General features: G+C 41.8%; 26 protein-coding genes and 1 pseudogene. 22 read left to right on the top strand and 5 right to left on the bottom strand.

From position 1 onward, the window contains the following. Nucleotides 1-4: 4 nt before the first annotated feature. The 4 genes from DXC57_RS01010 to DXC57_RS00995 all read left to right on the top strand — a co-directional run bounded on the left by DXC57_RS01010 (nucleotide 5) and on the right by DXC57_RS00995 (nucleotide 5,145). Nucleotides 5-679, top strand: a complete 675-nt coding sequence (locus DXC57_RS01010; RefSeq protein WP_118650749.1) for a hypothetical protein — start codon at nucleotides 5-7, stop codon at nucleotides 677-679. Between the two features lie 30 nt (nucleotides 680-709). Then, complete coding sequence (locus DXC57_RS01005; protein ID WP_118650747.1) at nucleotides 710-2,146, top strand: amidohydrolase; 1,437 nt, start codon at nucleotides 710-712, stop codon at nucleotides 2,144-2,146. A 263-nt stretch (nucleotides 2,147-2,409) separates the two neighbouring features. Further along, a complete protein-coding gene (locus DXC57_RS01000) occupies nucleotides 2,410-2,712 on the top strand; it encodes a LysM peptidoglycan-binding domain-containing protein (RefSeq protein WP_022359414.1) in 303 nt (100 codons plus the stop codon). Between the two features lie 183 nt (nucleotides 2,713-2,895). Beyond that, nucleotides 2,896-5,145 carry an alpha-galactosidase gene (locus tag DXC57_RS00995; protein WP_118650745.1) on the top strand — a complete coding sequence of 750 codons (2,250 nt, stop codon included), beginning with the start codon at nucleotides 2,896-2,898 and terminating at the stop codon, nucleotides 5,143-5,145. 137 nt (nucleotides 5,146-5,282) lie between these two features. Here the strand turns inward: DXC57_RS00995 and DXC57_RS00990 are convergent, their stop codons facing one another. The 4 genes from DXC57_RS00990 to cobI are packed head-to-tail and all read right to left on the bottom strand — an operon-like array spanning nucleotide 5,283 to nucleotide 8,124. Continuing rightward, on the bottom strand, nucleotides 5,283-5,834 hold the full coding sequence (locus DXC57_RS00990) for a hypothetical protein (protein WP_118650743.1): 552 nt from the start codon (nucleotides 5,832-5,834) through the stop codon (nucleotides 5,283-5,285). A 25-nt stretch (nucleotides 5,835-5,859) separates the two neighbouring features. Beyond that, nucleotides 5,860-6,603 carry an ABC transporter permease gene (locus DXC57_RS00985; RefSeq protein WP_243021941.1) on the bottom strand — a complete coding sequence of 248 codons (744 nt, stop codon included), beginning with the start codon at nucleotides 6,601-6,603 and terminating at the stop codon, nucleotides 5,860-5,862. Next, nucleotides 6,594-7,436, bottom strand: coding sequence for an ABC transporter ATP-binding protein (locus DXC57_RS00980; RefSeq protein WP_118467689.1), 843 nt, complete (start codon nucleotides 7,434-7,436; stop codon nucleotides 6,594-6,596). The genes DXC57_RS00985 and DXC57_RS00980 overlap by 10 nt, the downstream gene beginning before the upstream one ends. Beyond that, complete coding sequence (gene cobI / locus DXC57_RS00975) at nucleotides 7,429-8,124, bottom strand: precorrin-2 C(20)-methyltransferase (RefSeq protein WP_207722913.1); 696 nt, start codon at nucleotides 8,122-8,124, stop codon at nucleotides 7,429-7,431. The genes DXC57_RS00980 and cobI overlap by 8 nt, the downstream gene beginning before the upstream one ends. 707 nt (nucleotides 8,125-8,831) lie before the next feature. Between cobI and DXC57_RS00970 the strand changes: the two genes are divergently transcribed. From DXC57_RS00970 to DXC57_RS00920, 11 genes are all read left to right on the top strand, one after another. Beyond that, nucleotides 8,832-10,256, top strand: a complete 1,425-nt coding sequence (locus DXC57_RS00970) for a GGDEF domain-containing protein (protein ID WP_118651302.1) — start codon at nucleotides 8,832-8,834, stop codon at nucleotides 10,254-10,256. 242 nt (nucleotides 10,257-10,498) lie between these two features. Beyond that, on the top strand, nucleotides 10,499-11,194 hold the full coding sequence (locus tag DXC57_RS00965; protein ID WP_118538223.1) for a polyphosphate polymerase domain-containing protein: 696 nt from the start codon (nucleotides 10,499-10,501) through the stop codon (nucleotides 11,192-11,194). A gap of 11 nt (nucleotides 11,195-11,205) precedes the next feature. Further along, on the top strand, nucleotides 11,206-11,883 hold the full coding sequence (locus DXC57_RS00960; protein WP_118467686.1) for a DUF4956 domain-containing protein: 678 nt from the start codon (nucleotides 11,206-11,208) through the stop codon (nucleotides 11,881-11,883). Nucleotide 11,884: 1 nt separating this feature from the next. Next, nucleotides 11,885-13,366: a CotH kinase family protein gene (locus tag DXC57_RS00955; protein ID WP_182457179.1), complete on the top strand. Its 1,482-nt coding sequence runs from the start codon at nucleotides 11,885-11,887 to the stop codon at nucleotides 13,364-13,366. A gap of 3 nt (nucleotides 13,367-13,369) precedes the next feature. Then, nucleotides 13,370-15,544 carry a hypothetical protein gene (locus tag DXC57_RS00950; RefSeq protein ID WP_118650739.1) on the top strand — a complete coding sequence of 725 codons (2,175 nt, stop codon included), beginning with the start codon at nucleotides 13,370-13,372 and terminating at the stop codon, nucleotides 15,542-15,544. A gap of 257 nt (nucleotides 15,545-15,801) precedes the next feature. Beyond that, complete coding sequence (locus tag DXC57_RS00945) at nucleotides 15,802-16,632, top strand: HEAT repeat domain-containing protein (protein ID WP_147354064.1); 831 nt, start codon at nucleotides 15,802-15,804, stop codon at nucleotides 16,630-16,632. Next, nucleotides 16,629-18,032, top strand: a complete 1,404-nt coding sequence (locus DXC57_RS00940) for a glycosyltransferase (RefSeq protein ID WP_118650735.1) — start codon at nucleotides 16,629-16,631, stop codon at nucleotides 18,030-18,032. The genes DXC57_RS00945 and DXC57_RS00940 overlap by 4 nt, the downstream gene beginning before the upstream one ends. Nucleotides 18,033-18,342: 310 nt before the next feature. Then, nucleotides 18,343-18,531 carry a hypothetical protein gene (locus DXC57_RS15820; RefSeq protein ID WP_279221060.1) on the top strand — a complete coding sequence of 63 codons (189 nt, stop codon included), beginning with the start codon at nucleotides 18,343-18,345 and terminating at the stop codon, nucleotides 18,529-18,531. Between the two features lie 27 nt (nucleotides 18,532-18,558). Beyond that, a complete protein-coding gene (locus tag DXC57_RS00930) occupies nucleotides 18,559-19,359 on the top strand; it encodes a PfkB family carbohydrate kinase (protein ID WP_118491397.1) in 801 nt (266 codons plus the stop codon). Between the two features lie 33 nt (nucleotides 19,360-19,392). Continuing rightward, the gene (locus DXC57_RS00925; protein WP_022358627.1) at nucleotides 19,393-20,259 is read left to right on the top strand and encodes an amidohydrolase family protein; all 867 of its coding nucleotides are present in this window, start codon (nucleotides 19,393-19,395) and stop codon (nucleotides 20,257-20,259) included. Then, nucleotides 20,249-20,680: a secondary thiamine-phosphate synthase enzyme YjbQ gene (locus DXC57_RS00920; RefSeq protein ID WP_022358626.1), complete on the top strand. Its 432-nt coding sequence runs from the start codon at nucleotides 20,249-20,251 to the stop codon at nucleotides 20,678-20,680. The genes DXC57_RS00925 and DXC57_RS00920 overlap by 11 nt, the downstream gene beginning before the upstream one ends. Nucleotides 20,681-21,046: 366 nt before the next feature. On the opposite strand, the gene DXC57_RS00915 is transcribed toward DXC57_RS00920, so the two are convergent. Then, nucleotides 21,047-21,361, bottom strand: coding sequence for an AraC family transcriptional regulator (locus tag DXC57_RS00915; protein ID WP_347501631.1), 315 nt, complete (start codon nucleotides 21,359-21,361; stop codon nucleotides 21,047-21,049). A gap of 164 nt (nucleotides 21,362-21,525) precedes the next feature. On the opposite strand from DXC57_RS00915, the pseudogene DXC57_RS00905 reads away from it, so the two are divergent. The 7 genes and pseudogenes from DXC57_RS00905 to DXC57_RS00865 form a co-directional block, all read left to right on the top strand. After that, a pseudogene (locus DXC57_RS00905) lies at nucleotides 21,526-21,726 on the top strand (helix-turn-helix transcriptional regulator); the annotation flags it as partial. Between the two features lie 132 nt (nucleotides 21,727-21,858). After that, the gene (locus DXC57_RS15385; protein ID WP_181986193.1) at nucleotides 21,859-21,996 is read left to right on the top strand and encodes a hypothetical protein; all 138 of its coding nucleotides are present in this window, start codon (nucleotides 21,859-21,861) and stop codon (nucleotides 21,994-21,996) included. A gap of 270 nt (nucleotides 21,997-22,266) precedes the next feature. Continuing rightward, nucleotides 22,267-22,869: a Type 1 glutamine amidotransferase-like domain-containing protein gene (locus DXC57_RS00895; RefSeq protein WP_007888235.1), complete on the top strand. Its 603-nt coding sequence runs from the start codon at nucleotides 22,267-22,269 to the stop codon at nucleotides 22,867-22,869. 288 nt (nucleotides 22,870-23,157) lie between these two features. Continuing rightward, on the top strand, nucleotides 23,158-23,529 hold the full coding sequence (locus tag DXC57_RS00885; protein ID WP_118650729.1) for a DUF2500 domain-containing protein: 372 nt from the start codon (nucleotides 23,158-23,160) through the stop codon (nucleotides 23,527-23,529). Nucleotides 23,530-24,068: 539 nt separating this feature from the next. After that, entirely contained in the window at nucleotides 24,069-24,353 is a 285-nt protein-coding gene (locus DXC57_RS00875; RefSeq protein WP_118650727.1) for an Ada metal-binding domain-containing protein, read from the top strand. Nucleotides 24,354-24,525: 172 nt separating this feature from the next. Beyond that, the gene (locus DXC57_RS00870; RefSeq protein ID WP_333491337.1) at nucleotides 24,526-24,816 is read left to right on the top strand and encodes a DUF4491 family protein; all 291 of its coding nucleotides are present in this window, start codon (nucleotides 24,526-24,528) and stop codon (nucleotides 24,814-24,816) included. Nucleotides 24,817-25,093: 277 nt separating this feature from the next. Beyond that, nucleotides 25,094-25,456, top strand: a complete 363-nt coding sequence (locus DXC57_RS00865) for a helix-turn-helix transcriptional regulator (protein ID WP_118293712.1) — start codon at nucleotides 25,094-25,096, stop codon at nucleotides 25,454-25,456. The last annotated feature ends 140 nt before the right edge of the window (nucleotides 25,457-25,596 follow it).

Genomic DNA, 25,596 nt, shown 5'->3' with positions numbered 1-25,596 from the left:
CAAGATGAAAGAGAAAAGCTTTAATGATAAAATTCATTTACTTGGAAGAATCACTGTAATCTGTGCCCTGGTTGCATTCATGGGCGTTCCGTTCGGTCTTGCAGCTGCAAACGGAATTCCGGTTCATGTATCAGAAGTACTTAAAAATGCGGTTCCGCTTCTTTTAACTTTCAGCATCCAGGGAATCTGTGAGAACCTGTCCTTTATGCCTATCATCGGAAGCGGCGCCCTCTACATGGCCTGCGTAACCGGAAATGTAAGCAATATGAAGGTTCCGGCAGCTGTTAATGCAATGGAAGTAGCAGGATATACTGCAGGAAGCGAAAAAGGTGATATTGTATCCATGATTGCCGTATCTGCCTCCACCTTTGTAACAATCATCATCGTATTCCTGGGAATGATGTTTTTAGCACCGCTGTTTGCACCGATTTACAACAATGCATTTTTACAGCCAGCATTCCAGAACATGGTACCGGCCCTCATCGGCGCACTGTTATTCCCGTTTATTCTGAAGGCTCCGAAGCAGTCTATCGTTCCGATTCTGCTTCCGATCATTGCAATCCTTACAGTAGGACGTAAAGTATTTTCCTCCAATCAGAGCTACATCATGATCGGTGTGATTGTACTGTCCGTGCTTTATTCCCTGGCACTTCACAAAAAGGGAAAAATCAACGCGTAATAGAACGAAAGGATGCTATAGGCGGAAGATATGGATAAAAAAGAGTTTGTTTTAAAATCAGTCAACGATAAAAAGGATCTGCTCCTTAAAGTAAGCGATCAAATTTTCGACTACGCAGAAGTTGGATTTCGAGAATTCAAAACTGCGAAGCTCTTCGAAGAAGTTTTGAATCAGGAAGGATTTCAGGTGGAAATGGGTGTCGGCGGCATGCCAACTGCATTTAAAGCCACTTATGGAAGAGGAAAGCCGGTCATCGGCTTTCTGGCTGAGTATGATGCTCTTCCGTCTCTCTCCCAGGAGGGCGGTTGTACCACGAGAAAACCTGCTGCCGGAGCGAATCCGGATGGTCATGGCTGTGGTCATAACCTTCTGGGAACCGGTTCCATGGCAGCCGCATTCGCTGTAAAGGCTTATATCGAAGAGAATCCAGAAGCCGGAACCGTCGTATTATTTGGCTGTCCTAGCGAAGAGAAGGGTGACGGCAAGGCGATTATGGCACGGGAAGGCGTGTTTGACGGCGTAGACGCCGCCTTTACCTGGCATCCATTCGATGCAAATGAGATCTGGAGTGAATCCACCCTTGCAAATGTCAGCGTGTTCTTCAGCTTTAAGGGAGTAACCTCCCATGCTGCTGCAGCACCGGAACTGGGCCGTTCCGCCCTGGATGCAGCGGAACTCATGAGTGTCGGTGTCAACTACCTGCGTGAACACATCATCTCCGATGCAAGAGTACATTATGCATACCGCGATGTGGGCGGCATTGCACCGAACGTTGTACAGGGAAGCAGTACCGTACATTACTTTATCCGCGCTCCAAAATCAAGACAAGTAAAAGAGATTTATGAGCGTGTCATCAATGTAGCAAAAGGTGCAGCCCTTATGACCGGAACAGAGATGTCCTACGAGCTCTATGCAGGACTTTCTGATTACATCCCGAACCATGTACTTTCCGAGGTTCTTCATGAATCCATGGAAGAGCTTGGGGCCCCGGACTACGATGCGGATGATTTTGCTATGGCATCCAGATTCTTTCATGAGACAGCAACTCCGGAGGAATTAGATGGCAAACGCGACCTGCTCCGCCGTATGTTCGGTGCGGAACAGGCAAAAGAAGTAGAGGCACATCCGCTTCATACAGAGATCGCGCCTCTTGTGTGGAACGGAAAAGTCACATCCGGTTCTACCGATGTAGGTGACGCAAGTTATGTCATGCCAACCGCTATGTGCAAAATGGCAGGCACGACCCTTGGTACCGCACCGCATACCTGGCAGATGACTGCCCATGGCAATACCGCTATCGGTCATAAAGCCATGTTAAGAGCAGGACAGTCACTGGCATTAGCTGCCTTAAAGACCATGGAAAACCCGGAAATCCTTCAGAAAGCCCATGATGAATGGATGGCTGAGACAAACGGCGAATACGAATGCCCGATTCCACCGGAGGTAGGTCCGAGACTGGAAGGCTAACTATATCCAATATATAATGAATAAGAAGAACCAAATGGAGTTTCCCCCTCTGTTTGGTTCTTTTTTACAAAAGTTTTTACGAACAGATGTTTGCAAAATTCATCATATATCATTGACAAACATTTGTTCGTATCGTATAATGTAGCCATGCAGAACAAATGTTCCTGACATTTTTATAATATTCAAATCTCTTCTCATTCTTTAAGAACAGATTTGAATACAAAAAGACGATTCCAACAAAACACGAGAGGAGAAGATTGCAAATGTATACGTTGAAAAAAGGTGTTATGGTTTTAGCTGTTGTTTTCATCATGCTGCTTTCGGGCTTTTTTGGACGGAGTCTGATGTATGTGATGGCTGAGGAAGAAGCAGATACTAGACCGGAAAAGTACTATACCAGTATTCATCTGAAAGATGGAGATACGCTCTGGAGCATTGCTCAGACATATTGTGCAGATTCGGAGGAGTCAGTTGAAGAGTATGTACGGGAGCTGCGCCAGATGAACAGTCTTTCGGATGACCATATTGACGCAGGGCATTACCTGACTATTCGTTATTATAAATAAATCGTTACCGTTCACATACACGTACACACAACCGATAACAGAGGCAGAATCAAATTTATAGAATTTTCCATATTCCTGTCCGTAGTCTGTTCATTTAATCTATTTTCTGGTAGAATAAAGTTTAGCAAGCAGTCTATATCTGATTAAATGACAAGCGACAGATGAACAGGAGGAAATAAGGATATGAGTATTGTATATCACGAATCATCGAAGATATTTCATTTATATAACCAGACCATCAGCTATATCATGATGGTTCTTCCAAACGGACATATGGGACAGCTGTATTATGGGAAAAAGATTCGTGACAAGGAAGATTTCTCATACCTTCTTGAATTAGCTCCCAGAGACATGGCATCTTATCTCTATGAAAACGATCGCACCTTTTCACTTGGACATATTAAGCTGGAGTACGGTACTTACGGAAGCGGTGATTACCGGCATCCGGCAGTAGAGATTCTCCAGAATGATGGAAGTACCTATTCAGATTTTCAATTTACTGGATATCAGGTTACATCCGGAAAGCCAAAACTGCCAGGACTTCCTGCTACTTATACTGAACAGGACGGGGAAGCTGAAACTCTTATTATTACGTTAAAAGATACCCATACTAATCTGGAGCTGCATCTTTTATATACAATATTTGTCGAGGGCGGTGTCATTGCCCGAAGTGCTTCTATTTCCAATCAGGGAGACATTTCTGTACAGGTTCAGACCGCGATGAGTCTTTGCCTGGATCTTCCTGACCACGATTATGAGTGGATGCAGTTTTCTGGGGCATGGGCGAGAGAGCGCGCACTCCACACACGCAGGCTTGAGTATGGCATTCAGGCGATTGACAGCACCCGGGGACATTCTTCCCATGAGCAGAATCCGTTCATTATTTTAAAACGCCCTTCGGCTGACGAATTTCAGGGAGAAGCCATTGGCTGCAGCTTGATTTACAGCGGTAATTTTCTGGCTCAGGCAGAAGTGGAGTCACATGGAACCACCCGTCTTATGATAGGAATTAATCCGTTTGGCTTTAGCTGGGAGCTGAACCCTGGTGAAACCTTCCAGACTCCGGAGGCAGTGCTTGTTTACTCCTCTCAGGGACTTAACGACATGAGCCAGACTTTTCACCGGCTGTATCGGCGCCGACTGGCAAGGGGGTACTGGCGTGATCGCGAGCGCCCAATCCTGATCAATAACTGGGAGGCAACTTACTTCAATTTTACCGAAGAAAAACTTCTACAGCTGGCTTCCAGAGCGCAGAAATGCGGCATAGAGCTGTTTGTTTTAGATGACGGCTGGTTTGGTGCCAGAAGCAGCTCAAAAGCCGGACTGGGCGACTGGGAGGCAAACCGTGACCGTTTGCCAAACGGTCTTTCCGGACTGGCACAGAAGATAGAAGCGCTCGGTATGAAGTTTGGTCTCTGGATCGAACCGGAGATGGTAAATGCCGATTCCGATTTATTCCGCACGCATCCTGATTGGATCCTCCAGGTTCCAGGGCGAACGCCTTGTCACGGACGTTACCAGTATGTATTGGATTTTTCCCGGCAGGAGATCCTTGATTACATCTATGAAAAGATTGTATCGATTCTGGAAGGCGCCTCCATTTCCTATATTAAGTGGGATATGAACCGAAGTCTCAGTGATGTATGGAGCAGAGGAGTTTCCGCCAGACAGCAGGGAGAAGTATTTCACCGCTACATTCTGGGTGTTTATCAGATGTATGAGCAGCTGACAACACGCTTTCCGGACATTCTGTTCGAATCGTGCGCCAGCGGCGGAGCGCGTTTTGATGCAGGTATGCTGTATTATGCACCGCAGGGATGGATCAGTGATGATACAGATGCGATTGAACGCCTGCGGATTCAATACGGCACTTCCTATGGTTACCCGATCAGCTCGATGGGATCCCATGTATCTGCTTCTCCGAACCATCAGCTTCATCGTCAGACACCGCTTTGGACACGTGCCAATACCGCGTTCTTCGGAACGTTCGGCTATGAACTGGATCTGGCACAGCTCGGAGAAGATGAGCTATCTGAATTAAAAATTCAGACCGCCTTTATGAAACAGCACCGGTCCCTGATTCAGTATGGTACTTTTTACAGACTTTCCAGTCCGTTTGAAAACAATATCACTGCCTGGATGGCAGTCAGTGAAGACCGCACAGAAGCCCTGGTCGGCTGGTACCGGACACTGAATGTAGCCAATGGTCCGTTTACGCGGCTGTATTTACAGGGACTGGAAGAATCCGATCTTTACAATGTCACGGAATATACAGAAGGACATGAAAGTGCCGTAAGCACCCACTATGGTGACGAACTGATGAATTTAGGACTGATTACCAGTGACGCCTCTTCCGGACAGTATATGGATGGTAGAAGAGAGAGCTGCGACTTTGATTCTCGCCTGTTTTATGTACAAAAGCAGGCTGAATAATAAATAAGATAAAAGCATTAAAAAGGGATTCTCCCGAAGCTGGTTTTCAAAGAAGAATCCCTGTAACTGTTCAGTAGGTCTGCGCATTTACTGCGCGTGACTGTGAAGGTACTGAACAGTTACGAATCCCTTTTAATTTAAGTCCGGCGTTTCCCCGTATAATCCCGCTTCCGGCGTTCATTTACGATATGATTCAGAATCCCGCCACTGATAATAATAACGGCTGCCATCATCAGCACACGTTTCGCCCCTTCCTGCGGAAGTGTGCTCTTAGACGCAATCGACGTAGTATTGAATTGAAGGGTATATTCGATTTCATGAGGCGTTCCCATCGCCAGTGTATCCGCCCTGACTGTAAGTTCTTTTGTCAGATCCAAAACAGGGATCGTAAAATGAGAATTTGCGTCCTTGGCACTCTCATTCTCATATTTTCTATTATCTACCACCATGTAATCATAATTGGAACTGCTCCATGTGATGGATATGTATGCCGTTCCATCTGTCACCGTCAGAAGAGCAGGACTTTGGATCGAAGCCTTTCCGCTTCCTCCGGTCATCGTTACCTCGATGGCATATTCACCATCCTCCAGGGAAAGTAGCGTTCCAGCACCTGCCTGTGCCGTCAACGTCCACCGGCTGCTAAATAAGATACAAATGATTCCCAGAAGAATGAAACCTATTTTTTTCATAGACAGAAAACTCCTTCCCCTGTGTTTATAAATTCTTTTTCTTATACAGAAACCAGGACGCAGCAACCGAAAAACACGCCAGATACAGAAGCAGGATCCCAATCGTTGTATAAGAAAATGCCTCATGATTGGCGATGCTGCGAAGCGCCGCACTGGTCTGCGATAACGGCAGATATTCAATCACCTGGCGCAGACCATCCGGCATACTCCGGGCTGAAAAGAATGTATTGCACAGATATGCCATCGGCATAATCACGTAATTCGAAAAGCGCGGCACATCGGCATGGTTTTTGGCATAAAAAGATACCACAACTCCAATTGTGGAAAACACAGATCCGTTTAAAAACATTAGAAGAAACGACCAGCCGTTAAAACAGAGCCCCGTTCCGATCGGCAAAATCAGAAGAATAATCACGGCTCCCGCATATAATCCCCGGAGACTTCCGCCGATGATCTGTCCCGCGATGAACTGCCACAGCGGGGTAGGAGAGATGATGACCTGGTCAAATGCTTTTTCGTACAATCTCTGGACGTTTAAATTCTGGGCGATAGCATTGAAACTGCCGTTCATGGTCGTCAGGGCAACCACTCCCGGAATCAGAAAGTTCAGATACGATTGTCCGTGCGACATGGTCTGGATTCCAAGACCAAACACCAGAATATATAAAAGAGGGGCAATCATGGCAGCCAGCGTGATTTTATAAAAATCCCGCCGGAATTCTACCCATTTTTCCCATAACACAGTAAGAATACCCATTTTTACCGGCATTCCAGCTGCTGCCCGATTGTCTCCAGAAATACATCTTCCAATGTCGTACTGCGAAGCGCTGTTTCCTGTTCTGACGCGGACAAATACTGAATTGCCTCCTCCTTTCCATGAAAATAGTGTGATTTCAGCCCATCTGGTGAAGTCTCATCAACCGCATACCGCCCCAGCGTCTCTATCATATGCCCCGGAGCATCTGTTTCCTCCAGACGTCCACCGCACATAAAGCCGACACGGTCACAAAGCGTTTCTGCTTCCTCCATATAATGCGTTGTCAGAAGAATGGTAAGCTTTTGCTGATTCAGCTTTTTCAGAAGATTCCACATCTGACGGCGGGCAAATGCATCCATCCCTGCAGTCGGTTCATCCAGAAGAAGGATTTCCGGTTCCGTTAAAAGTGCCCGGCAGACCATCAGCTTCCGCTTCATGCCTCCGGAAAGCTTTCGGACGGTTCTCTTCCGATAATCGATCAACCCGCAGAATTCCAGCAATTCCTCTGATCGCTCCCGAATCTTTCTGAGCGGCATATAATAAAGACGTCCCTGATATTCCATAATCTCGTTCATTGTCATATCCTGACGCATCGAGTATTCCTGCGTAACGACACTGAGTTTTTGTTTCAGCTGATTTTTCTGACGGGTCAGCAGCTCTCCGTTGATCCAGATTTCACCCGAAGTCGGAAGCAGGAGAGTGGAGAGCATTCCGATGGTGGTCGTTTTTCCGGCACCATTCGGTCCCAAAAGCCCAAAGAACTCGCCTGTCTCAATTTTCAGGTTCAGATCCTCGACCGCCAGAAAATGATCGTATTTTTTTGTCAGATGCTTTAATTCAATCATGGTTCCCTTCCTTCACGACAATAATCGAATAATAACTTGCCCGTTCTGGAATTTCATCGATTTTATGATAAATATGCTCCTCTGGCATACCACAATTTTCGATCATGATACCTGTCATATGCTTTTCTTTCAGGGTCGCCTTGACAAGCGGCATCTTGGAAGCTGCTTTCATCAGAACCTTGGTACCTGGAAGTTCCAGCGCCGCCTCAATATCATAAGTGGACGGAATAATATGAAGCTGTTCTGAGCGGTCAACAAGACTGTCCTGAAGCTTGGCGCTGACCGCGCAGAAGGACGGAATGCCATTGATGATTTCAGTTGCATAACCATGTGCTTTTACAATTCGATGGATATAAATATAGGTACTGTAAATCGTCGGATCTCCGAGCGTGAGGCAGGCAACATCCTTCCCCTGTTCCAGCTGCTCTATAATCTGATCCGAGGCAGCCTGGTATGCTGCATTTAAAACAGCTTTATCTTTTGTCATCGGAGTAGTGAGGTTTAAGCATTCCTTTTCATCCAGATTTTCCACGATCCCGCTGGCAATTTTATAGGAAACTGCATTTTCCTTTCCATCCGCCGGTACCGCAATCACCGGGCACTTCTGAATCGTGTCAACTGCCAGATACGTCATGAGCCGCGGATCGCCCGGACCTACTCCTACACCATATAAGGTTCCTTTTATCATAAACATTTCCTTTCTGTGAAAACTGTGAGAAATTTAAGTGTTCAACTTTTAAAATTTTTGTACGATGCCTTTTTTGCTTTTTTAATAAAGTACGAAATTAGCCTTTTTCATCGAAAAATTTAAAAGTAAAAAATTTTGTACTTTATAGTTAGTGGTTAATAAATGGCTTAGATACAAGGATTATAGCATAAAGTACAAAAATTTCAAAATGTACTTTATCTTTATACAATCACAGAATTTACTCACCGGTTTGTAGATATAAAACACATGAGGCCGGTCACGGAAATGCCCGTGGTTGACCGCACATTTCAATTTTAGGAAATAGAGATGCCGATGACAGATGACACCTTCCTTTAATGACTGATTTTTCAAGAGAAACTATATATTGCGTATGACGTCCCATAAAAAACTCCTTTTTGATAAATGAATTTGGATAATTTATGGTAATGCACTTTGCGTTAGAAATCAACTTGTCGGCACACTAGTAAAGGTGTATAGAAAATAGATTAACAATGTGGTATAGTTTAATTAATAGTAAATGAGCCGTTTTTTGAAAATTGTTATTTGAGCAGGATCTATCAGAATAATATTGTGATTATGGTGCAGGATCATTCTACATAATTTGGGAATCTGAAGATAATGTAGTCGAAGAGATGAGTGGTGGGAACAACCGCTTAGGTACGAATGACAAAGAGATAGAGGAAAATATGAAGAAGAGGAAAATTGTAACTTTATCTGTTGTAATAATTGTTATTGCATTACTGCTTGAAGCGAGTATTCTGAAATATGTCAATGACAGAAATGCATATGGAACATCGAAAGTACTTGTTGATCGTGTGATTACTGTGCTTAATAAAAATGATAAGAGCAAGAACGAACTTATTAAATCGTTAAAGGATGATTATATTATAAGGGCTAAAGCAGTGTCGTATATTATTGATGCCAATCCTGAGATAGAATGTGATGTTGATGAATTGCAGAAAATAGCGAAATTAATGGCGATTGATGAAATACATTTGTTTGATGAGCACGGGTATATTTATAGTGGTTCGGTGCCAAAGTATTTTGGTTATAATTTTTATTCTGGCGAGCAGATGGGATATTTTAAGCCAATGCTTGAAAATAAATCGTTGACAATGTGTCAGGATGTTACCCCTAATACTTCGGAAGCCAAGGAAATGATGTATGCGATCACTTGGAATGAGGATGGAACGAAGATGATTCAGGTGGGCATTGAGCCCAAAAGACTTCTCGATGAGATAAAGCAGAATACCATTTCTAATGTAGTATCGGGAATGCCAGTATATAAAGGGATGGGAATTGTTGCGGCAGATGTAGATACACAGACTATCGAGGGTGCTACAGACAGGAGTGAAATAGGAAAAAAACTTGAGGAAATAGGAATACCATCGGATCGTGTCAATAGTGATGGTGTAACTGTACTACATATCAAAGTGGATGGAAGCCATTGCAGATGTATAATTCGTCAGGATGATAAATATATTGTTGCTGTAACGGTGGAGGATTCATTTTATTTGCAAGGCAGTATTATTGCTATTTGTATAGTTGGTGCCTATATGGTATTAGCATCGTGTTGTATAACATATACATTTTCCAAAATTGCAAAAGAAAAATTGGAAAAAGAAAAGCTGATATACACATCAAATACAGATGAGCTTACCAGATGTCTTAATAGACATGCATATGAGAATGATATAAACAAGCTTAAGATTTGTGATGAGTGGGTGTACATTTCTATAGATTTAAATGGGCTGAAGCGAGTAAATGATACCTATGGTCATGTGGCAGGTGATGAGCTTATACGTGCAGCGGCTGATTGTATGAAAAATAGTTTTAATGAATATGGAAAGATTTATAGGATCGGTGGAGATGAGTTTGCTGTTATCATTACAGAGGATATAAACGAGTTTGAAAATATGATACATAGATTTAAATCCAACATAACTAACTGGCACGGTGAGTTTGTGGATTCAATGACTGTTTCATATGGATGGGTTTTCAGTACAGAGGGAAATTGGGACAGCATATACGAAATCTCCAAAGCTGCAGATGAGAGAATGTATGAGAGTAAGGAACGTTTTTATAACGAAAGTGGTGTCAATAGAAGATAGAATGGTTGAGCTTGTATGAAGATGTGGCATAGTGTTTGGAACGGTAATCAGGTGATAATACAAAAAATCACGGGGAACACATGGAAATTTAATTTTTATCCTCAAGTCCAGCTAATCCCTGAATAGTAACTGAGAGGTCATTGTATAGTATGAAGTTATATTCTATATATAGACAGAAAAATTTTATGGATGTATACTATAGTTCTATTTACTAAAAAGCAAAAGCAGGAGGAAATAATACTGTGCGCGATGTACTGCGGGAAGAAAAGAAATTTCTGCTGAATCAGGCAGAAGCTTTAAAACTCCGGAATTATCTGTCAAATGTGGTTCATACCGATTTACATAATGGATCCGATGGTTACCAGGTACGTTCTTTGTACTTTGATTCTTTGTCAAATCGGGATTTTCAGGAAAAAGAAGATGGTCTGGAGTTAAGAAGGAAGTTTCGTTTGCGGGTATATAGTCCTGATGCGGATTTTGCACTGTTTGAAATGAAGCAGAAGCAGGGACCATATCAGCGAAAGCGGTCATTAAGATTATCCAGAAAGGAAGCGCAGGCTCTCATTGAGGGTGATTATTCTGTACTTTTAAACAGTGGCAGTGAGTTTGGACAGGAATGTTATTCAATTATGGAAATGTGGGCATACCGTCCTAAAACAGTTGTAGAATATGACAGATTTGCATTTATCGCGCCAGAAAACTCTATTCGAATAACCTTTGATTCCGGAATACGGGCTAATGAAGTGAATTTTAATGTGTTTGATAGAAATCTGGTGTTAAACAGTGTAATGTCGCCTTTTGCTGTAGTGCTGGAAGTAAAATACAATGGCTTTTTGTTAAGCTATATCAAGCATATGCTTCTGCCCGTTCAGAAAAGCGAGCTTTCCGTGAGCAAATATTGTATGGCAAGACAAGTTGGCTGTAACTACAGGTTTTAGGAGGAAAGGAAATGAAAGAGACGATTTATAACCTGCTTGCCCAACAGGGGGATATGACCTGGCAGCAAATTATAATGCATATTCTGGTAAGTGCTGTTATTGGTCTGTTTATTTTTATTTCATATGTGATTTCACATAAGGGAACGATTTACAGCAAAAAATTTGGAGTAACACTGATCGTTCTGACGGTTATGACAGGAACAGTTATGACTGTCATAGGAAACAATATTGCATTGTCGCTTGGTATGGTCGGTGCATTATCTATTGTGCGTTTTCGAACTGCAATAAAAGATTCCAGAGATACTGTATATATTTTCTGGACGATTATTGTGGGAATATGCTGTGGAGTTGGAGATTATCTGGTTGCTGCAGTAGGCAGTTCTGCTATTTTTCTTATTTTTCTTATCATGGGAGCGATTCGCAGTGATAACCGTATGCTTTTGATCATCCGTGCAAAAAGAAGCCGCTGTGAAAATATAGAATCCCAGGTCTTTCGTTATTTTGGGACTGGTGTCGTTCTTCGGGTAAAAAATACGACAGAGGAAAATGCTGAGTACATTTATGAATTATCCAGAAAAATACTGGAGAAAGTTCAGAAACAGTATCCGGCTTTAACAGATGATTTCTATAACCTTGGACAAATCGAAAGTGTTAATATTGTAGCTCAAAGCGATGAGATTTATAACTGATATGAAATATAAAATAATAGGATTTATATGCTGCTTTGCGGTTATCCTGATTGCCGTTTTTGCGCCATTGTCTTATAAGGACTACCGAAAAACAGAGAGAATTCATCAGCATGAACAGGAAATTCCCCAGGAACCATGTACGGATCCTGCGGATGGCGGTCTGTGTACATATCTTCCGATTGTCAAAATTGATACAGATGGGATGGAAATCCCGGGAAGACCCATTAAGGATGATGGAAACAACCGCATTTATACACGCGCTACGGATGGGGAAACTACAATTGCTGCTCAGATGGATATAATTGGGAATGACAGCAAAGAGTACCATCATGCAAATGAAACGGCAGATGTATCTTCTGAAATCCGTATACGAATGAGAGGTAATTCCTCAAGAACGTTTGATAAGCCAAGCTATGCCATCAGACTTGTAGATAAAAAAGGGGAAAACAATCCGCTTTCCATTATGGGAATGGATGCGCACCATGAATGGGTATTATACGGTCCCTGGCTCGATAAAACAGCCATACGAAATTATATGTTTTACAATCTTGCCGGAGAAATGATGTCTTATGCGCCAAATGTAAGATTCTGCGAAGTAATTCTTAATGATGAATATGAAGGTCTATATGTAATGACTGAAATGATAACCGGCGGAAAAGATGGCGCCAGGCTGGGACTTCGTGTAAATGCCAAGCGCAGCGCATTTTCCGGATACCTGCTTCGCCTGGATCATCAGCATGCGGGCGAAGAAGCTTTAAACAGCTTTACAACGTATACCTACAAAACCCCCTTCCTGCTGCAGATAGAATATCCCGGAAGCAGGAACAGGGATGCCAGACTGACAGAAGAAATCCGGCAGGATTTTTCAAATTTTGAAAAAACTCTGTATTCATATGATTATGACAGGGAAAAACATGGCTACACTTCTATGATAGATGTAGACAGCTTTGTAGATTACTTTATAATCAATGAGCTTTCCAGTAATGCAGATGCCGGAAACTATTCCACTTATATTTATAAGGGAACCGATAATCTGTATCGTATGTGTGTATGGGATTTTAATAATGCCTGCAATAACTATTTCGAGGAGGAACTTCCTTATACAGGATTTTTCCTGAACAACCGATTATGGTTTGAAATGCTTATCAAAGATGAGGATTTTACTGAACGGATCATCCAGCGATATCATTCCTTGCGAAAAGGTCTGTTAAGTGAGGAATCACTTTATCGTTATATCGATGAAACCCTTGATTTTATCGCACCAGCTCTTGCAAGAAACGATGCACGATGGGGAAGTGTGGAACAGCAGGCAAAGGGACTTCTGGTTCCGGTATCGAGAAATCTTGACAGCAGATCTGCCGCTGAAGGACAGTTAAAAGGTTACTTGCGAAACAGAGGAAAATGGCTGGATGAAAACATTGAGACTCTGCGTCAGTATTCAGCATCCTCCCGTGTAAAGCAGTATAATGAGGTTAATGATTAAAATATGAAACGATTTATTATCAGTATATCTGCCATCATTCTGCTTGTATTTATTGGATTTATAGCTGTGTTTTATGGCGGATTTTATGTAGACTCAGGCCGGGACAATCATGTAAACACATTTGTCCGGACTGAGAATAAAGAGATCCTTATAAAGGACAAAGATAAGTGGAAACCATTTGAAGTCAGAGGAATTGACATGGGAAGCGGTATTCCAGGTGAATGGTCTACCGATTATGCGATCACCAAAGAAACCTATCTGCGCTGGTTTCAGCTGATCCAGGAAGCAGGAGCAAATACGCTGAGAGTCTATTCTGTCCAGAATCCGTCTTTTTATAAAGCGTTCTATGAATACAATTCCCAACATGAGGAGCCGTTATATTTACTTCAGGGAATCTGGGTAAATGATTATATACAGAACTCCCGAGTGGATGCATATGCCGACTCCTTTGCAGGAAAGCTTCTGGATAATTGCCTGGTCACTGTAGATGTGATCCATGGAAAACGACTGATCATCAATAATGATGCAGATACAAGTACAGGACTTTATTTACACGATGTCTCGAAATGGGTGCTGGGATATATTATCGGAAATGGATGGGAAGATACAACCGTTGCATATACAGATGAGAAATATCCGGATATGGAACCGTATAAAGGAACCTATCTTACTGCTTCAAAAGATGCCTCTGCCTTTGAATCCCTGCTTGCAGAAACAGGTGACAGGATGCTGTACTATGAATCAACAAGATATGATGAGCAGCGTCTGATCTCCTTTTCCAGTGGAAATGCAACAGATCCCTTTGATTATCCTAAAGAGATTGCAGAATATTTCCGAAAATGTGCCCGGATCGACGCAGAACATATAACTGCAACTGATAAATTTATATCAGGTCAGTTTGCCAGCTACAGTGCATCTCCATATGATCAGGATTACCTTTCCTGTATGGAATACACAACATGGAACAGTTTGTCTGATAAAAAGATTGACTTTAGTGACTGTATCACTCCTGACGGAAAACGGAATACTTATCGGGCATATTTAAGACTTTTAAACGAACACCATACAATGCCGGTTTTGGCTGTTGAATTTGGTGCAGCCACAGGACGAGGTGAGATTCAGGAGAATCAGGTGACCAGCAGAGGACTTGGATACTATTCTGAAAAAGAACAGGGAAAGATTCTGGTAGATTGTTATGAAGACATTATGGCTGCCGGACTTTCCGGAGGCTGTGTCTATTCCTGGCAGGATGAATGGTTCAAGCATACCTGGAATACCATGTATGCTGTAGATTTAAGCCGTAATATTTACTGGGAAGATGCTCAGACAAATGACCAGCATTTTGGCTTGCTGGCATTTGACTGTGGGGAAAAAGAAAGTGTTTGTTACGTGGACGGGGATACTTCCGAATGGACGGATAAAGATATGGTGATCCAATATGAAGACGGCTCTTTCATCAGTGTGAAGTATGATGCCTCCGATGTTTATTTATATCTCCATAAAAAGGGCTTTGATCTGGAAAATGACACGCTGTATGTTCCGGTTGATACGACCCCTAAAACAGGCAGTACCCGTATGGAAAATTGTACAGCAGAATTTGAAAGACCTACAGATTTTGTACTGATCTTAAATGGAAAAGATAATACTCGTCTGTTGGTTCAGGATCGTTATAATCCCATTCATGCCAATTATGAGGAAGATATTACAGGAGAAGATTCTTATATTGATCCACCGGCTCGGGATAGCGCTGTATTCGAAAACATCTGCATGGTATTACGGGATGTTATTGGTCAGTATCAGGATGCTGCCACACCGTTAAGAACTTTTGAAAGTGGAAAGCTGTATTATGGTAATGGAAATCCATCTGCATCTGATTATGATTCCAGAGCAGATTTTATCTGTAACGGAGATGATGTGGAAATTAGAATCCCATGGCAGCTGCTGAATTTTTCTGATCCGTCCCGAATGCAGATTCATGATGATTATTATGACGGAAATTATGGCATAGAAGCAGTGGGGATCAAAGAGATGTTTATAGGTCTTGGCAGAGAAGGAAATACAATCGAGATGGGACGACTTAAACTGAAAGGATGGGAAAATACAGTATCTTACCATGAAAGATTAAAAGAAGCATACCAGGTTCTGAAGACATACTGGACAGGAAAGGGACACGAATGATAGCACAATTTGTGATTGTTTTTTATTTTATTGTCTGTGTGGGGATTATTCTGTTTAACTGCTTCACAGAGATAATTTCAAGATATCGTTCCTGTGTTCTGAAAAGGAGGGAACAACGATATTGCGAAGAATACAGACAGCTGTTTTTAGATAATATAACGGAAAATAAAAAGCAGGAAAAAAGGCTGGTTAAAGAGCTCCAGTCAACCAGTAGACTTCTGACGTTCAGTGAAGCATTATATAAAGTTGAAAACAGTATGCCGGAACAATTCCAGCAGGGAATCGCATCTGTAAGTCGGCTGATGGAAGAACTGATCCCGGTTTATAAAAGAAAATCGGATATGGAAAAGGCCTGCTTGGCTTATGTATTTGCCATATTTCATATGACGAAATTCCAGGCTAAGGAAATTGTTTTCCCATTTCTTTTTGACCTGCTTGGAAATAAAAGTCTCTATTGCAGAGAGAATGCTTTGCGGGCGTTATACAGTTCAGAAGATATACACGCAGTTATGCAGGCATTGGAATTCCTGAATGCAAATGAACAGCTGCTTCCGCATAAAAAAATACTTGCAGATGGACTTCTTTCCTTCGATAAAAAAGAAGAACTGATACCACTCCTTTGGGAAAAATTGAGTGAATTTCATCCAAGGATGCAGGTAAACCTGTTGGATTATATTCGATATGCATCGTCAAACTGGAAGGATGAAATGCTGTCTATGTTGGAAACAAGCCAGGATATGGAAATTCAGATCGCATGTGTCCGCTATTTTGGCAGATATCAGGATGAAAGAAGTGTTTCTTTTTTGCTTCATCACGCCAAAGAAGAAAAGGAAGGGAGCTGGGAATTGCAGAATGCCTGTATTTCCGCTCTTGCTATGTATCCCGGACCGCAGACACTGGAAATTTTGAAAAAAGAGATTTCCAGTAAAAACTGGTATGTCCGGCATAATGCTGCAAAAAGCCTTGCAGTTCTGAATACAGATAGGGACGCATTAGCTGATATTTTACAGGGAAATGACCGCTATGCAAAAGAAATGTTAGAGTACCAGTTGGATGCAGCAAAAGCACAAAGGAGGGCGGGTTTATGACCGATGCATTTCGTTTTTTTCTGGAATGTGTCAATCTGTTTTTTATTATATATCTGATTGGATATTCCAGCTTTTTGTTTTTGTCGGTTGTAGCAGGAGCAATTGAACTGTACAAATCATACCGCCTTGAACAGCTGCACAATAAACTGTGGCAAAGCTATTACATACCGGTTTCCATTCTTGTTCCAGCTTATAACGAGGAGGTCACGGTGAAGGACACAGTTACTTCACTTCTCAACCTGGATTATAAACTATATGAAATTATAGTGATAGATGATGGTTCTAAAGACAAAACATCTCAGGTCCTGATTGATGCATTTCATATGGAGCGAGTGGCGCGCCCGATCCGTCATCTAATCCAATGTCAGCCCGAGGAAGATGTTTATGAATGCCCGAACCAGAAAGTACCCATTACTTTGATCCGCAAGAAGAACGGCGGAAAAGCAGACAGCCTAAATGCCGGAATCAATGCAGCCAGGTATCCTTGGTTTATCTGCATGGATGCGGACTCTATTTTACAGCATGATTCGCTGGAGAAAATCGTTCGTCCGGTTCTGGAGGACGAAAATGTAATAGCCGTTGGTGGAAGTGTCCGTCCAGCCAATGGTGTTGTCATAAAAAAAGGTCATGTGATAAAATATAGGCTGCCTAGAAATATAATAGCAAGAATGCAATCCCTGGAATATGACCGTTCTTTTCTGGCAGCACGTATCCTGTTGGATAAAATCAATGCAAACATGATCATATCCGGAGCTTTTGGATTATTTGAGAAAAAAACAGTGATTGCCGTAGGCGGATATGACAGCAGTACAATGGGCGAGGATATGGAACTGGTAGTCAGACTTCATGAATTCAGCCGCATGAATCGTAAGCCATATAAGATTGATTTTTCACAGGATGCCATCTGCTGGTCGCAAACACCGGAAAAATTAAGTGAATTGGGCAAGCAGCGGAAAAGATGGCAGAGGGGATTGTTCCAGTGTATGTGGGGACACCGTAAAATGCTGGCAAACCCACGGTACGGAGCTGTAGGACTTTTATCCTATATTTATTTTCTGTTTTACGAATTATTGTCACCATTTATTGAACTTTTTGGTATACTTACAATGGTTTTATCTGTGATGATGGATATGCTGAATGTGAAATTTATGCTGGCATTTCTTGCCTGCTATGCCCTGTATGGTATTTTACTCACATTAACTGCATATTTTTCAAGAATCTATACCATTGACCAGAGGCTTTCTTTTCGAGAACTGATCCTTGCTATTACTGCTTGTTTTTTTGAAACAACTTTTCTCCGCTTTTATTTGGCATTTGTCCGTGTGACTGCATTTGTGGGATACAAGAAGAACAAACTGAACTGGGGTAAACTGGAAAGAAAGAAAATGAACGGAATATAATTTTATTACTATGTCAATTTAGATTGATCGAAACGACGGGAGGAATTGCGTCCTATGTCACATTATTTAAATAATCCATGTTACATAAAGAAGAACAGAAAAAGAGAAGAAGAATAGAGGAATAAAAGAAGAGAAAAAGGAATGATGCAGACATGTTGAGCGCAGGCTCAATGTGGCTGCATTTTTTTCTTGTTTTTTTATAAAATCCTATTGACAAAATGATTCAGAAGCACTAATATGATATCATAACATTATATAATGATATATAATCAATCGATTGAAGAGGAATTCGACTAAAGGAACTGAGGAAATGATGGTAATATGGATTGGGGACAATGTATGTGATAAGTACATCCATTTAAAAACCATGTTTCCTGGGGGGCAGGCGCTGAATTTTGCAGCGTATGCCGGAATGCTTGGAGCAGATGCCGCATATTATTTTAATCCGTTTGAATATGATAAGAAAAATGTACGGAATTTAAAAATGTATATGCAGTGACGAAGATAAACAGAGGGAGGAGCAGCTATGCGGTTTGCAGCGGTAGGATTCACCTGCATTGATGTATACAAAAACTTAAATATCAGTTACCCGACAGGCAATGGAATCGATCTAATGTTTAATCTGATGGATTTGGTTCCCGAGCTTGTGCCGTCCGTGGTGACGGCGATTGGAGATGATGCCTATGGACAGTCTATGCTGGAAGCGTGTCAGAAAAGGAAGGTAGATACCGGACATGTTACCATTGTTCCCGGGGGACAGACGGCAGTGATAGAGATGCTGTTAAATGGCAGAGACCGGGTGCATCACAGGGCGGAAAAAGGAGTCATGATTCCATATCAGCCAACGGGAGAGGATATGGATTTTATCCGGACACAGGATTACATTCATACCGATCTTTCGTGGAATGTGACAGGATTGCTGAAGGACATGAGAAGCAAGGGAACGAAGATCTATTTTGATTTTTCCAAGCGGTATCGGCATGAGGATGTTCCGACCATTCTAAAAAATATCAATTATGGTATTTTTTCATTTGAAGAGGAGACCGAGGAGGTAAGAGAGCTTTTGCGGATGGGCTGTTCCATGGGAGCCGAGGTGCTGCTTGCCACGTTTGGGGAAGGAGGCTCTCTGGCTTTTGACGGAACAGAGTTTTATCGACAGCCGTGCATACCGGCACCGAAGCTGGTGAATACCGTAGGCGCGGGAGATTCCTATGGCGCCGGCTTTATGAGCGGAGTTCTTCGGGGCAGGAGCATACCGGAATGTATGCTTTCCGGCGCGAAAAAGGCTGCTGAGATTGTTAGTATATTTGAACCTTATCATGTGTAAAAGAAGCTTTGGAGAGAAAGGAGTTGTCGTTTCGTGATTATTGATGTACATGTACACCCGGTGTTATTTGGTCCGATCTGTACAGATTCGGACAGGGTGAATTTCAGAAAGAAGGCGTTTGGCCTGTACAAATCATCTCCTGTGCCCATGGAGCAGGTCATGGCTGTGATGGATCATGCCGGAGTGGATCGGGCGGTAATTCTTGCGGAAGATTATTCTGCATCGATGGGACAGCCGATTGTGTCAAACGAAGAAGTAAAGAGGATCGTAGAATTGTTTCCGGAACGCTTTATCGGCTTTGCCAGTGTCGATCCGCGAGAGGAATGTGCGGCAGAAAAACTGAAGGACGCGTTTGAAAAGCTGAATTTGATGGGTCTGAAGCTGAATTTATCCCATTTAAATATGTATCCGGATGACAGACGGTTAAAACCGTTATTAGATCTGTGCACAAAGTATGACAAGCCGGTGCTGTTTCACAGCGGCTTCAGCTGGGAACCGGATTCCCCGTCAAAATATACACGTCCGATTTTGTTTGAAGATATCGCCGTGGAATATCCGACGCTTCGGTTCTGCCTGTCGCATCTGGGATGGCCCTGGGTGGATGAGCTGTGCATGCTGTTGTTAAAGTATCCCAATGTTTATACAGATACGGCGACGGTATTTATGGACAGCCCCAAAAACTATTATGAACAGATTTTCTTGAAAAATATGGCTCCGGGATGGCTGCAGAATAATCTGATGGATAAGGTGATGTATGGATCCAACCTCCCCAGATTTCGCCAGGTCAGAACAAAGGACGGTCTGGAAAAACTGAATCTTCGTCCGGATGTGCTGAAAAAAATCCTGGGAGAGAATGCGGAAGTGTTTCTGGGAATGAAAGGAAGAGGCTATGATTATTAAATCTTATACGCATGAAATTGCCAGCAGACAGGAATTTGAAATGGTAAAAATCACAGATCAGGTGCAAAAGGACGTGGCTGCCAGCGGAATCACAGCAGGAGTTGTTTTTGTCATATCCATGCACACGACTACGGCGATTATGATAAATGAAAGCCTTCCCTGTGTGGAAAAGGACATTGAACTGACGCTGGAACGGTTGATACCAACAGACGGAGATTACGTGCATACCCATATGCTCCCAAGCTATGGAACCTGCAGCGGAAATGCCCCGGGACATTTGAAGTCAATGCTTTGCGGAAATCATTGTGTGCTTCCGGTAATGGATGGAAAAGTAGCGGGCGGAAGTGCCCAGGATATTTATTTTGTGGAGTTCGATGGACTGAAGATAAGAAAATATACGGTTCAGATCATGGGAGAATAACCTGATTTTTCCTGTAACAGAGAATAGCGCCCTGCTTTGCCAAAGTGAGGCGCTATTCTTCTGCATCGAATTCGATGCCAGTGTGTGCACACGATTATAAGTGCTCACCAAAGCAATGTATTCTTTATCAAAAACGAAACATGGATGCTTGTACTTTCTGTAAAGGTTTGCGAAGAAAGGAACGGCATTATATTTGACTAAGAGAAGGTCACGTTACCCCCCTCAAAATGGGTAAAGTGACCTTTTTATATTATCTTTTATTTAAGGGGAATCATGTATTAGAAGCAACTTGTGATAAGAAAACTAGGAATGTAACATTTTTAATCCTCTTTTTAAATAAATTGGATTCTTATAATATTATGGTTTTCAGAACTTATTTCTTATCTTTTGGTATTCTCTAGGTGAATATCCTTTTAGCTTATGGAAGAGTCGGCTGAAATAAAGCTGGTTATCATACCCGACAATCTTAGAAATCTCATTGATGGAATAAGTTGTTGTTTCAAGTAAAATCTGAGCATTGGTGATTCGGATTCCTACAATAAATTGCATTGGTGTGGAACCAGTGAATTTTTTGAAATTTCGGATAAACCAGCTGACACTCATCCCTCGTGAGGCAGCATAATCGTCAATATTAATATTCTGATGGTAGTTTTCACTGAAAAAGGTAACAGCGATATCCATCTCATGAAATTCCGTATGAGTGGTATTTTCCGGGATGTGTACATTTTAAAACGTCCGGAGCAGGCAATCAGCGATTACCATATAAAAACAAAAATTGAGGATATGATTGCAAAAGTAGAACTTGACATGAAGTTTTACTTCCCAGTAAATGTAAAGATTTCGATAGAAATTTCAATCAATATCTTAATGATGCAAGGTTAAACTACGCATGTTATCGTCTGGAAAATACAAGGGATTCTATTACAAATATTTGTCTGGATAGTGGATTTGAAAGTCAAAGAACGTTTAACCGAACATTTAAAGAAAGATACAAAATATCGCCGAGTGACTATCGGAGTAAATGCGTGAAAGATATGTTGTTATAAACGGTTCTATTAATGGAAAAGAGCTTTCTGTATCCACAAAGGAAAATCCGGAACGGAAGTTTCAGACGGAAACCCATACCGTTATAGGAAAAGCAGCCGGAGACTTCCAGAACCAACAGAAGATCCAGAAAAATGATCGTGAACAGAAGCTGGCAGGAATCTACTACAACCGAGGAAGAAATGCAGGCTGTAAACCGGAACATCAATGAGCAGAAAACGCAGACCATCGAGACGCTGCGGCAAACCATTAAGGAATGGGACATTTCATGAAGAATTGGAGAAACTGTTTCCAGAATTAAAATAGACACATATAATTGAACCGGCCTTTCATACATTGAGAGGGTATTCTTAATCAAAACATAAGGGAAATCCGTATAGAAATCAATGAAGATACAAAGGAAACAATGCAGGAGAAGATTAAACGGATGCCGGTTACAGAAGCAAGCCGAATGGCAGTGTACTAAAATTTGGTGGATGTAACTGAAGAAAAAATATGATATAATGTGAGTAACAAGTCGGGATTTATAAAGGAGAATATTGATGAAACTATTTTTATGTTCGCACTTTTCAAGTGTAGGAAGTCTGATAAAGGAAGAAATTGAAAATAAGAAAGTCGCATTTATTCCAACAGCTTCACTGCGTGAAGGCTACACCGGTTATGTCGGCTCGGCTCGAAAATTATTCAAAAAGTTGGGAGCAATCGTAACTGAAATTGATATTTCAACGGAGGCTTATTCAACGATACAGTCTGTTTTTGAAGAAGCAGATGTGATATATTTTACCGGCGGAAATTCTTTCTTTCTTATGGACCAGCTCCGTAAAACGGGAACTGATGGACTGCTGAAAAAGGAATTGGCAAATGGAAAATTGATGATCGGCGAGTCGGCAGGCGCAATTATATGCGCTCCAAGCATCCAATATATCGAGCAAATGGATGAAAAGCCGGAGGACTACTCACAAGAAGATGATGCAGGGATTGATTTGATTGATTTCTATGTTCTTCCGCATTATCTTACAGCACCATTTAAGAAAGTTACCGAGAAAATAATGACTGAGTTTTCGGATTTGAATCTATGCCCAATTAACAACCGTCAGGGAATTGTAATTGATGGTGAAGATTCAAAGGTTATTTGCAAAGACTAATTTGAAAATTCCAGTTTGCCGATGCTAAAAGGTTAAAACAGAATATCGCGGAGACGATGGACTATACGATTTATTAAAATATATTATCTATGCGAGTTTCTACATAATTGTGATTAAAACGGGTATGGATTTCTATGGGTATAAGCGCTTTCCGAAACTATACGAATCGTATTCTGCACCGTGGTATACAGAAGCATTACTGTATATCGCTGCCTCGCTTTTCGTGATTGTCGTATGTTTTGTGCTCAGAGTAATCATTGGACGAAAGATGAAGAAGAGGTGAGCTATATGTTTATGCTGTTTGAGTTTATGTTTCCGATTATCTTCGTAATGGTTTTTGGCATGATCATCTTCCAGTTTGTGACAGGAATCGGAACATGGCATAAAAACAATCAGTCACCGCGTTTGTCGGTGAGTGCAACCATCATCGCAAAGCGTGAAAATATCACACATCATAGCCATGCAAATGCGGGTGACCTGTCTGGAACTCATGGCTACCATTCGACTTCAAGTACCAGCTACTATGTCACGTTTCAGGTAGAGAGCGGTGACCGGATGGAACTGTCGGTTTCTGGCAGAGAATATGGAATGCTGGCGGAAGGCGACATTGGGAAACTTACGTTTCAGGGAACGAGATATCTGTCATTTGAGCGCGTGTGATTCTGGAGGTGATAGTGTGAAAGGAAGTAGACGAGGAGGTGATTTTAAGAAAAAGTTTATGTCAATTCAAGTTAACGAATCCAGAATTAATGTCGCGATGGTCTTCTAATAATGAAGAACCAATGTCACATTATTTAAATAATTCATGTTACCGAGCACTCTGGAAATGCCCTGATTGTGGTGGCGAATATATAAGTTCTATTCGAGATATGGCAACGGGAAACGTGGATTGTGTGTATTGTTCAATGAAAGAAGTTCTTCCGGGTGTTAATTCCTTTGCCGTATTGCATCCGGATTTAATGAATGAGTGGAACCATTTGGATAACTATTTGTTATGTGATCCTGATCAGATTTTGGATAATTGCATAACACCTGTTTGTTGGACATGCCCAGTGTGTGCACACGATTATAAGTGCTCACCAAAGCAACGGATTCTTTATCAAAAACGAAACATGGATGCTTGTACTTTCTGTAAAGGTTTGCGAAGAAAGGAACGGCATTATATTTGACTAAGAGAAGGTCACTTTACATCCCTCAAAATGGGTAAAGCGACCTTTAACATCAATTATGCGACGGGGGACAGCTCGGCTTCTGGAACAAACAAGACGGCAGAAACAGAGCAGGCCACACAGGCTGTTACGCAGGCAGCTTCTCAGCAGACCAGCACGGAATCCTATATCCTCAATACCAATACAAAGAAATTTCATCGGCCGTCCTGTTCATCGGTCAAACAGATGAAGGAGAGCAATAAAAAATCCTCATCAGAGAGTAGGGATGCGCTGATTGCTGCAGGTTATGATCCGTGTAAAAAATGCAATCCGTAAAAATGTGTCAGATATTTAAAAAATATGGAAGAGGAAGGTTGTAGTTCTATATTGCAATACTTCTTCTTTGCGCATATTGGATATGCTGTTGAGGGCGACTGTTGCACGCAGAAGATAAGTTGCGCCGGTCTGCGATAATGTGCTGTTTGTATAAGGAAAAGGACAAGGAGTTATGATGAATTTTAGTGGGATATTGATTGGTGTGCTTACCTTTTTTCTGATTGGATTGTTCCATCCTATTGTTATATATGCGGAGTATTACTTTGGAAGCCGCTGTTGGCCGGTATTTTTGCTGGTGGGCATTTTGTGTATGATTCTATCCGTAAGAATGCAGGAAATACTTTGGTCGGTTTCCCTGGGTGTTTTGGGCGTCAGTTGCTTTTGGAGCATTAAGGAACTGAAAGAACAGGAAAAAAGAGTGGAAAAAGGATGGTTCCCGAAGCGGAAGGTGGATAAGCACTAAAGAAGAAAGCGGGGAGATGAGAAGATGGCGGTATGGAGATTACAGGTGAATACTGGAGGAGCGAACGTTGCGGATTATTGCTTGCAAAACCATGTTGCAGCACTTTGGGCTGGCAAGGTACTTGCTATGGAGCGTTTACGAAATGAGAGATAGAGCGTATGGAAATAATCTATACGTTGTCAACGCACCATAGCGTTTACTATACGTTCTATTTTTTTCCTTTTTAAGAAAAGTGATTAAAAAACTATTGACAATTTGTTACTGGGAGAGATAGAGAGTGCGTTTTGATGAACTTTTTGAAATGAGAAAACTGACAGGAATAAAATTAAAGGACTACATCAGTGGCAATGGATTCTCTAAGGTATCGTTCTGCAAAAAGGCAGAAATTTCTCGACCTACTTTAGATAAAATTTTAAATGGCGAGATAGATAGTAAAAGCTCATTCGATAAGCATTTGAATAAAATTTTTACCAGTTTGGGCATTGGCCCGGATACTTTGATGGAATTTTCAACGAAAACGCAAAGCGTAGATGCGATGTACTCGCAAAATGCTCTGATAAATTATCAAATGAATGATAAGGCAAAGATGGAGTATGATCTGTTGCAGGATATTTTAAACCTTTGCAGTGTTTATTATTAGAGGCAGAAGGCTATGAGTGAACAAACTACAGCAGCCAACTTAGACGAAGTTATTGAGACACAGATGAAGCAGAGTGAGAGTGCTTGAACTAGGAAAACCGATGGCATAGACTATAAGCAGTCGAGGTCATCGGTTTTTAC

It is taken from the genome of Clostridium sp. TF06-15AC (assembly GCF_003481165.1).
Taxonomy (GTDB): Bacteria; Bacillota; Clostridia; order Lachnospirales; family Lachnospiraceae; genus Otoolea; species Otoolea fessa.
The sequence above is the reverse complement of the archived record's forward strand: the minus strand, read 5'-3'. Positions and strand labels throughout refer to the sequence as shown.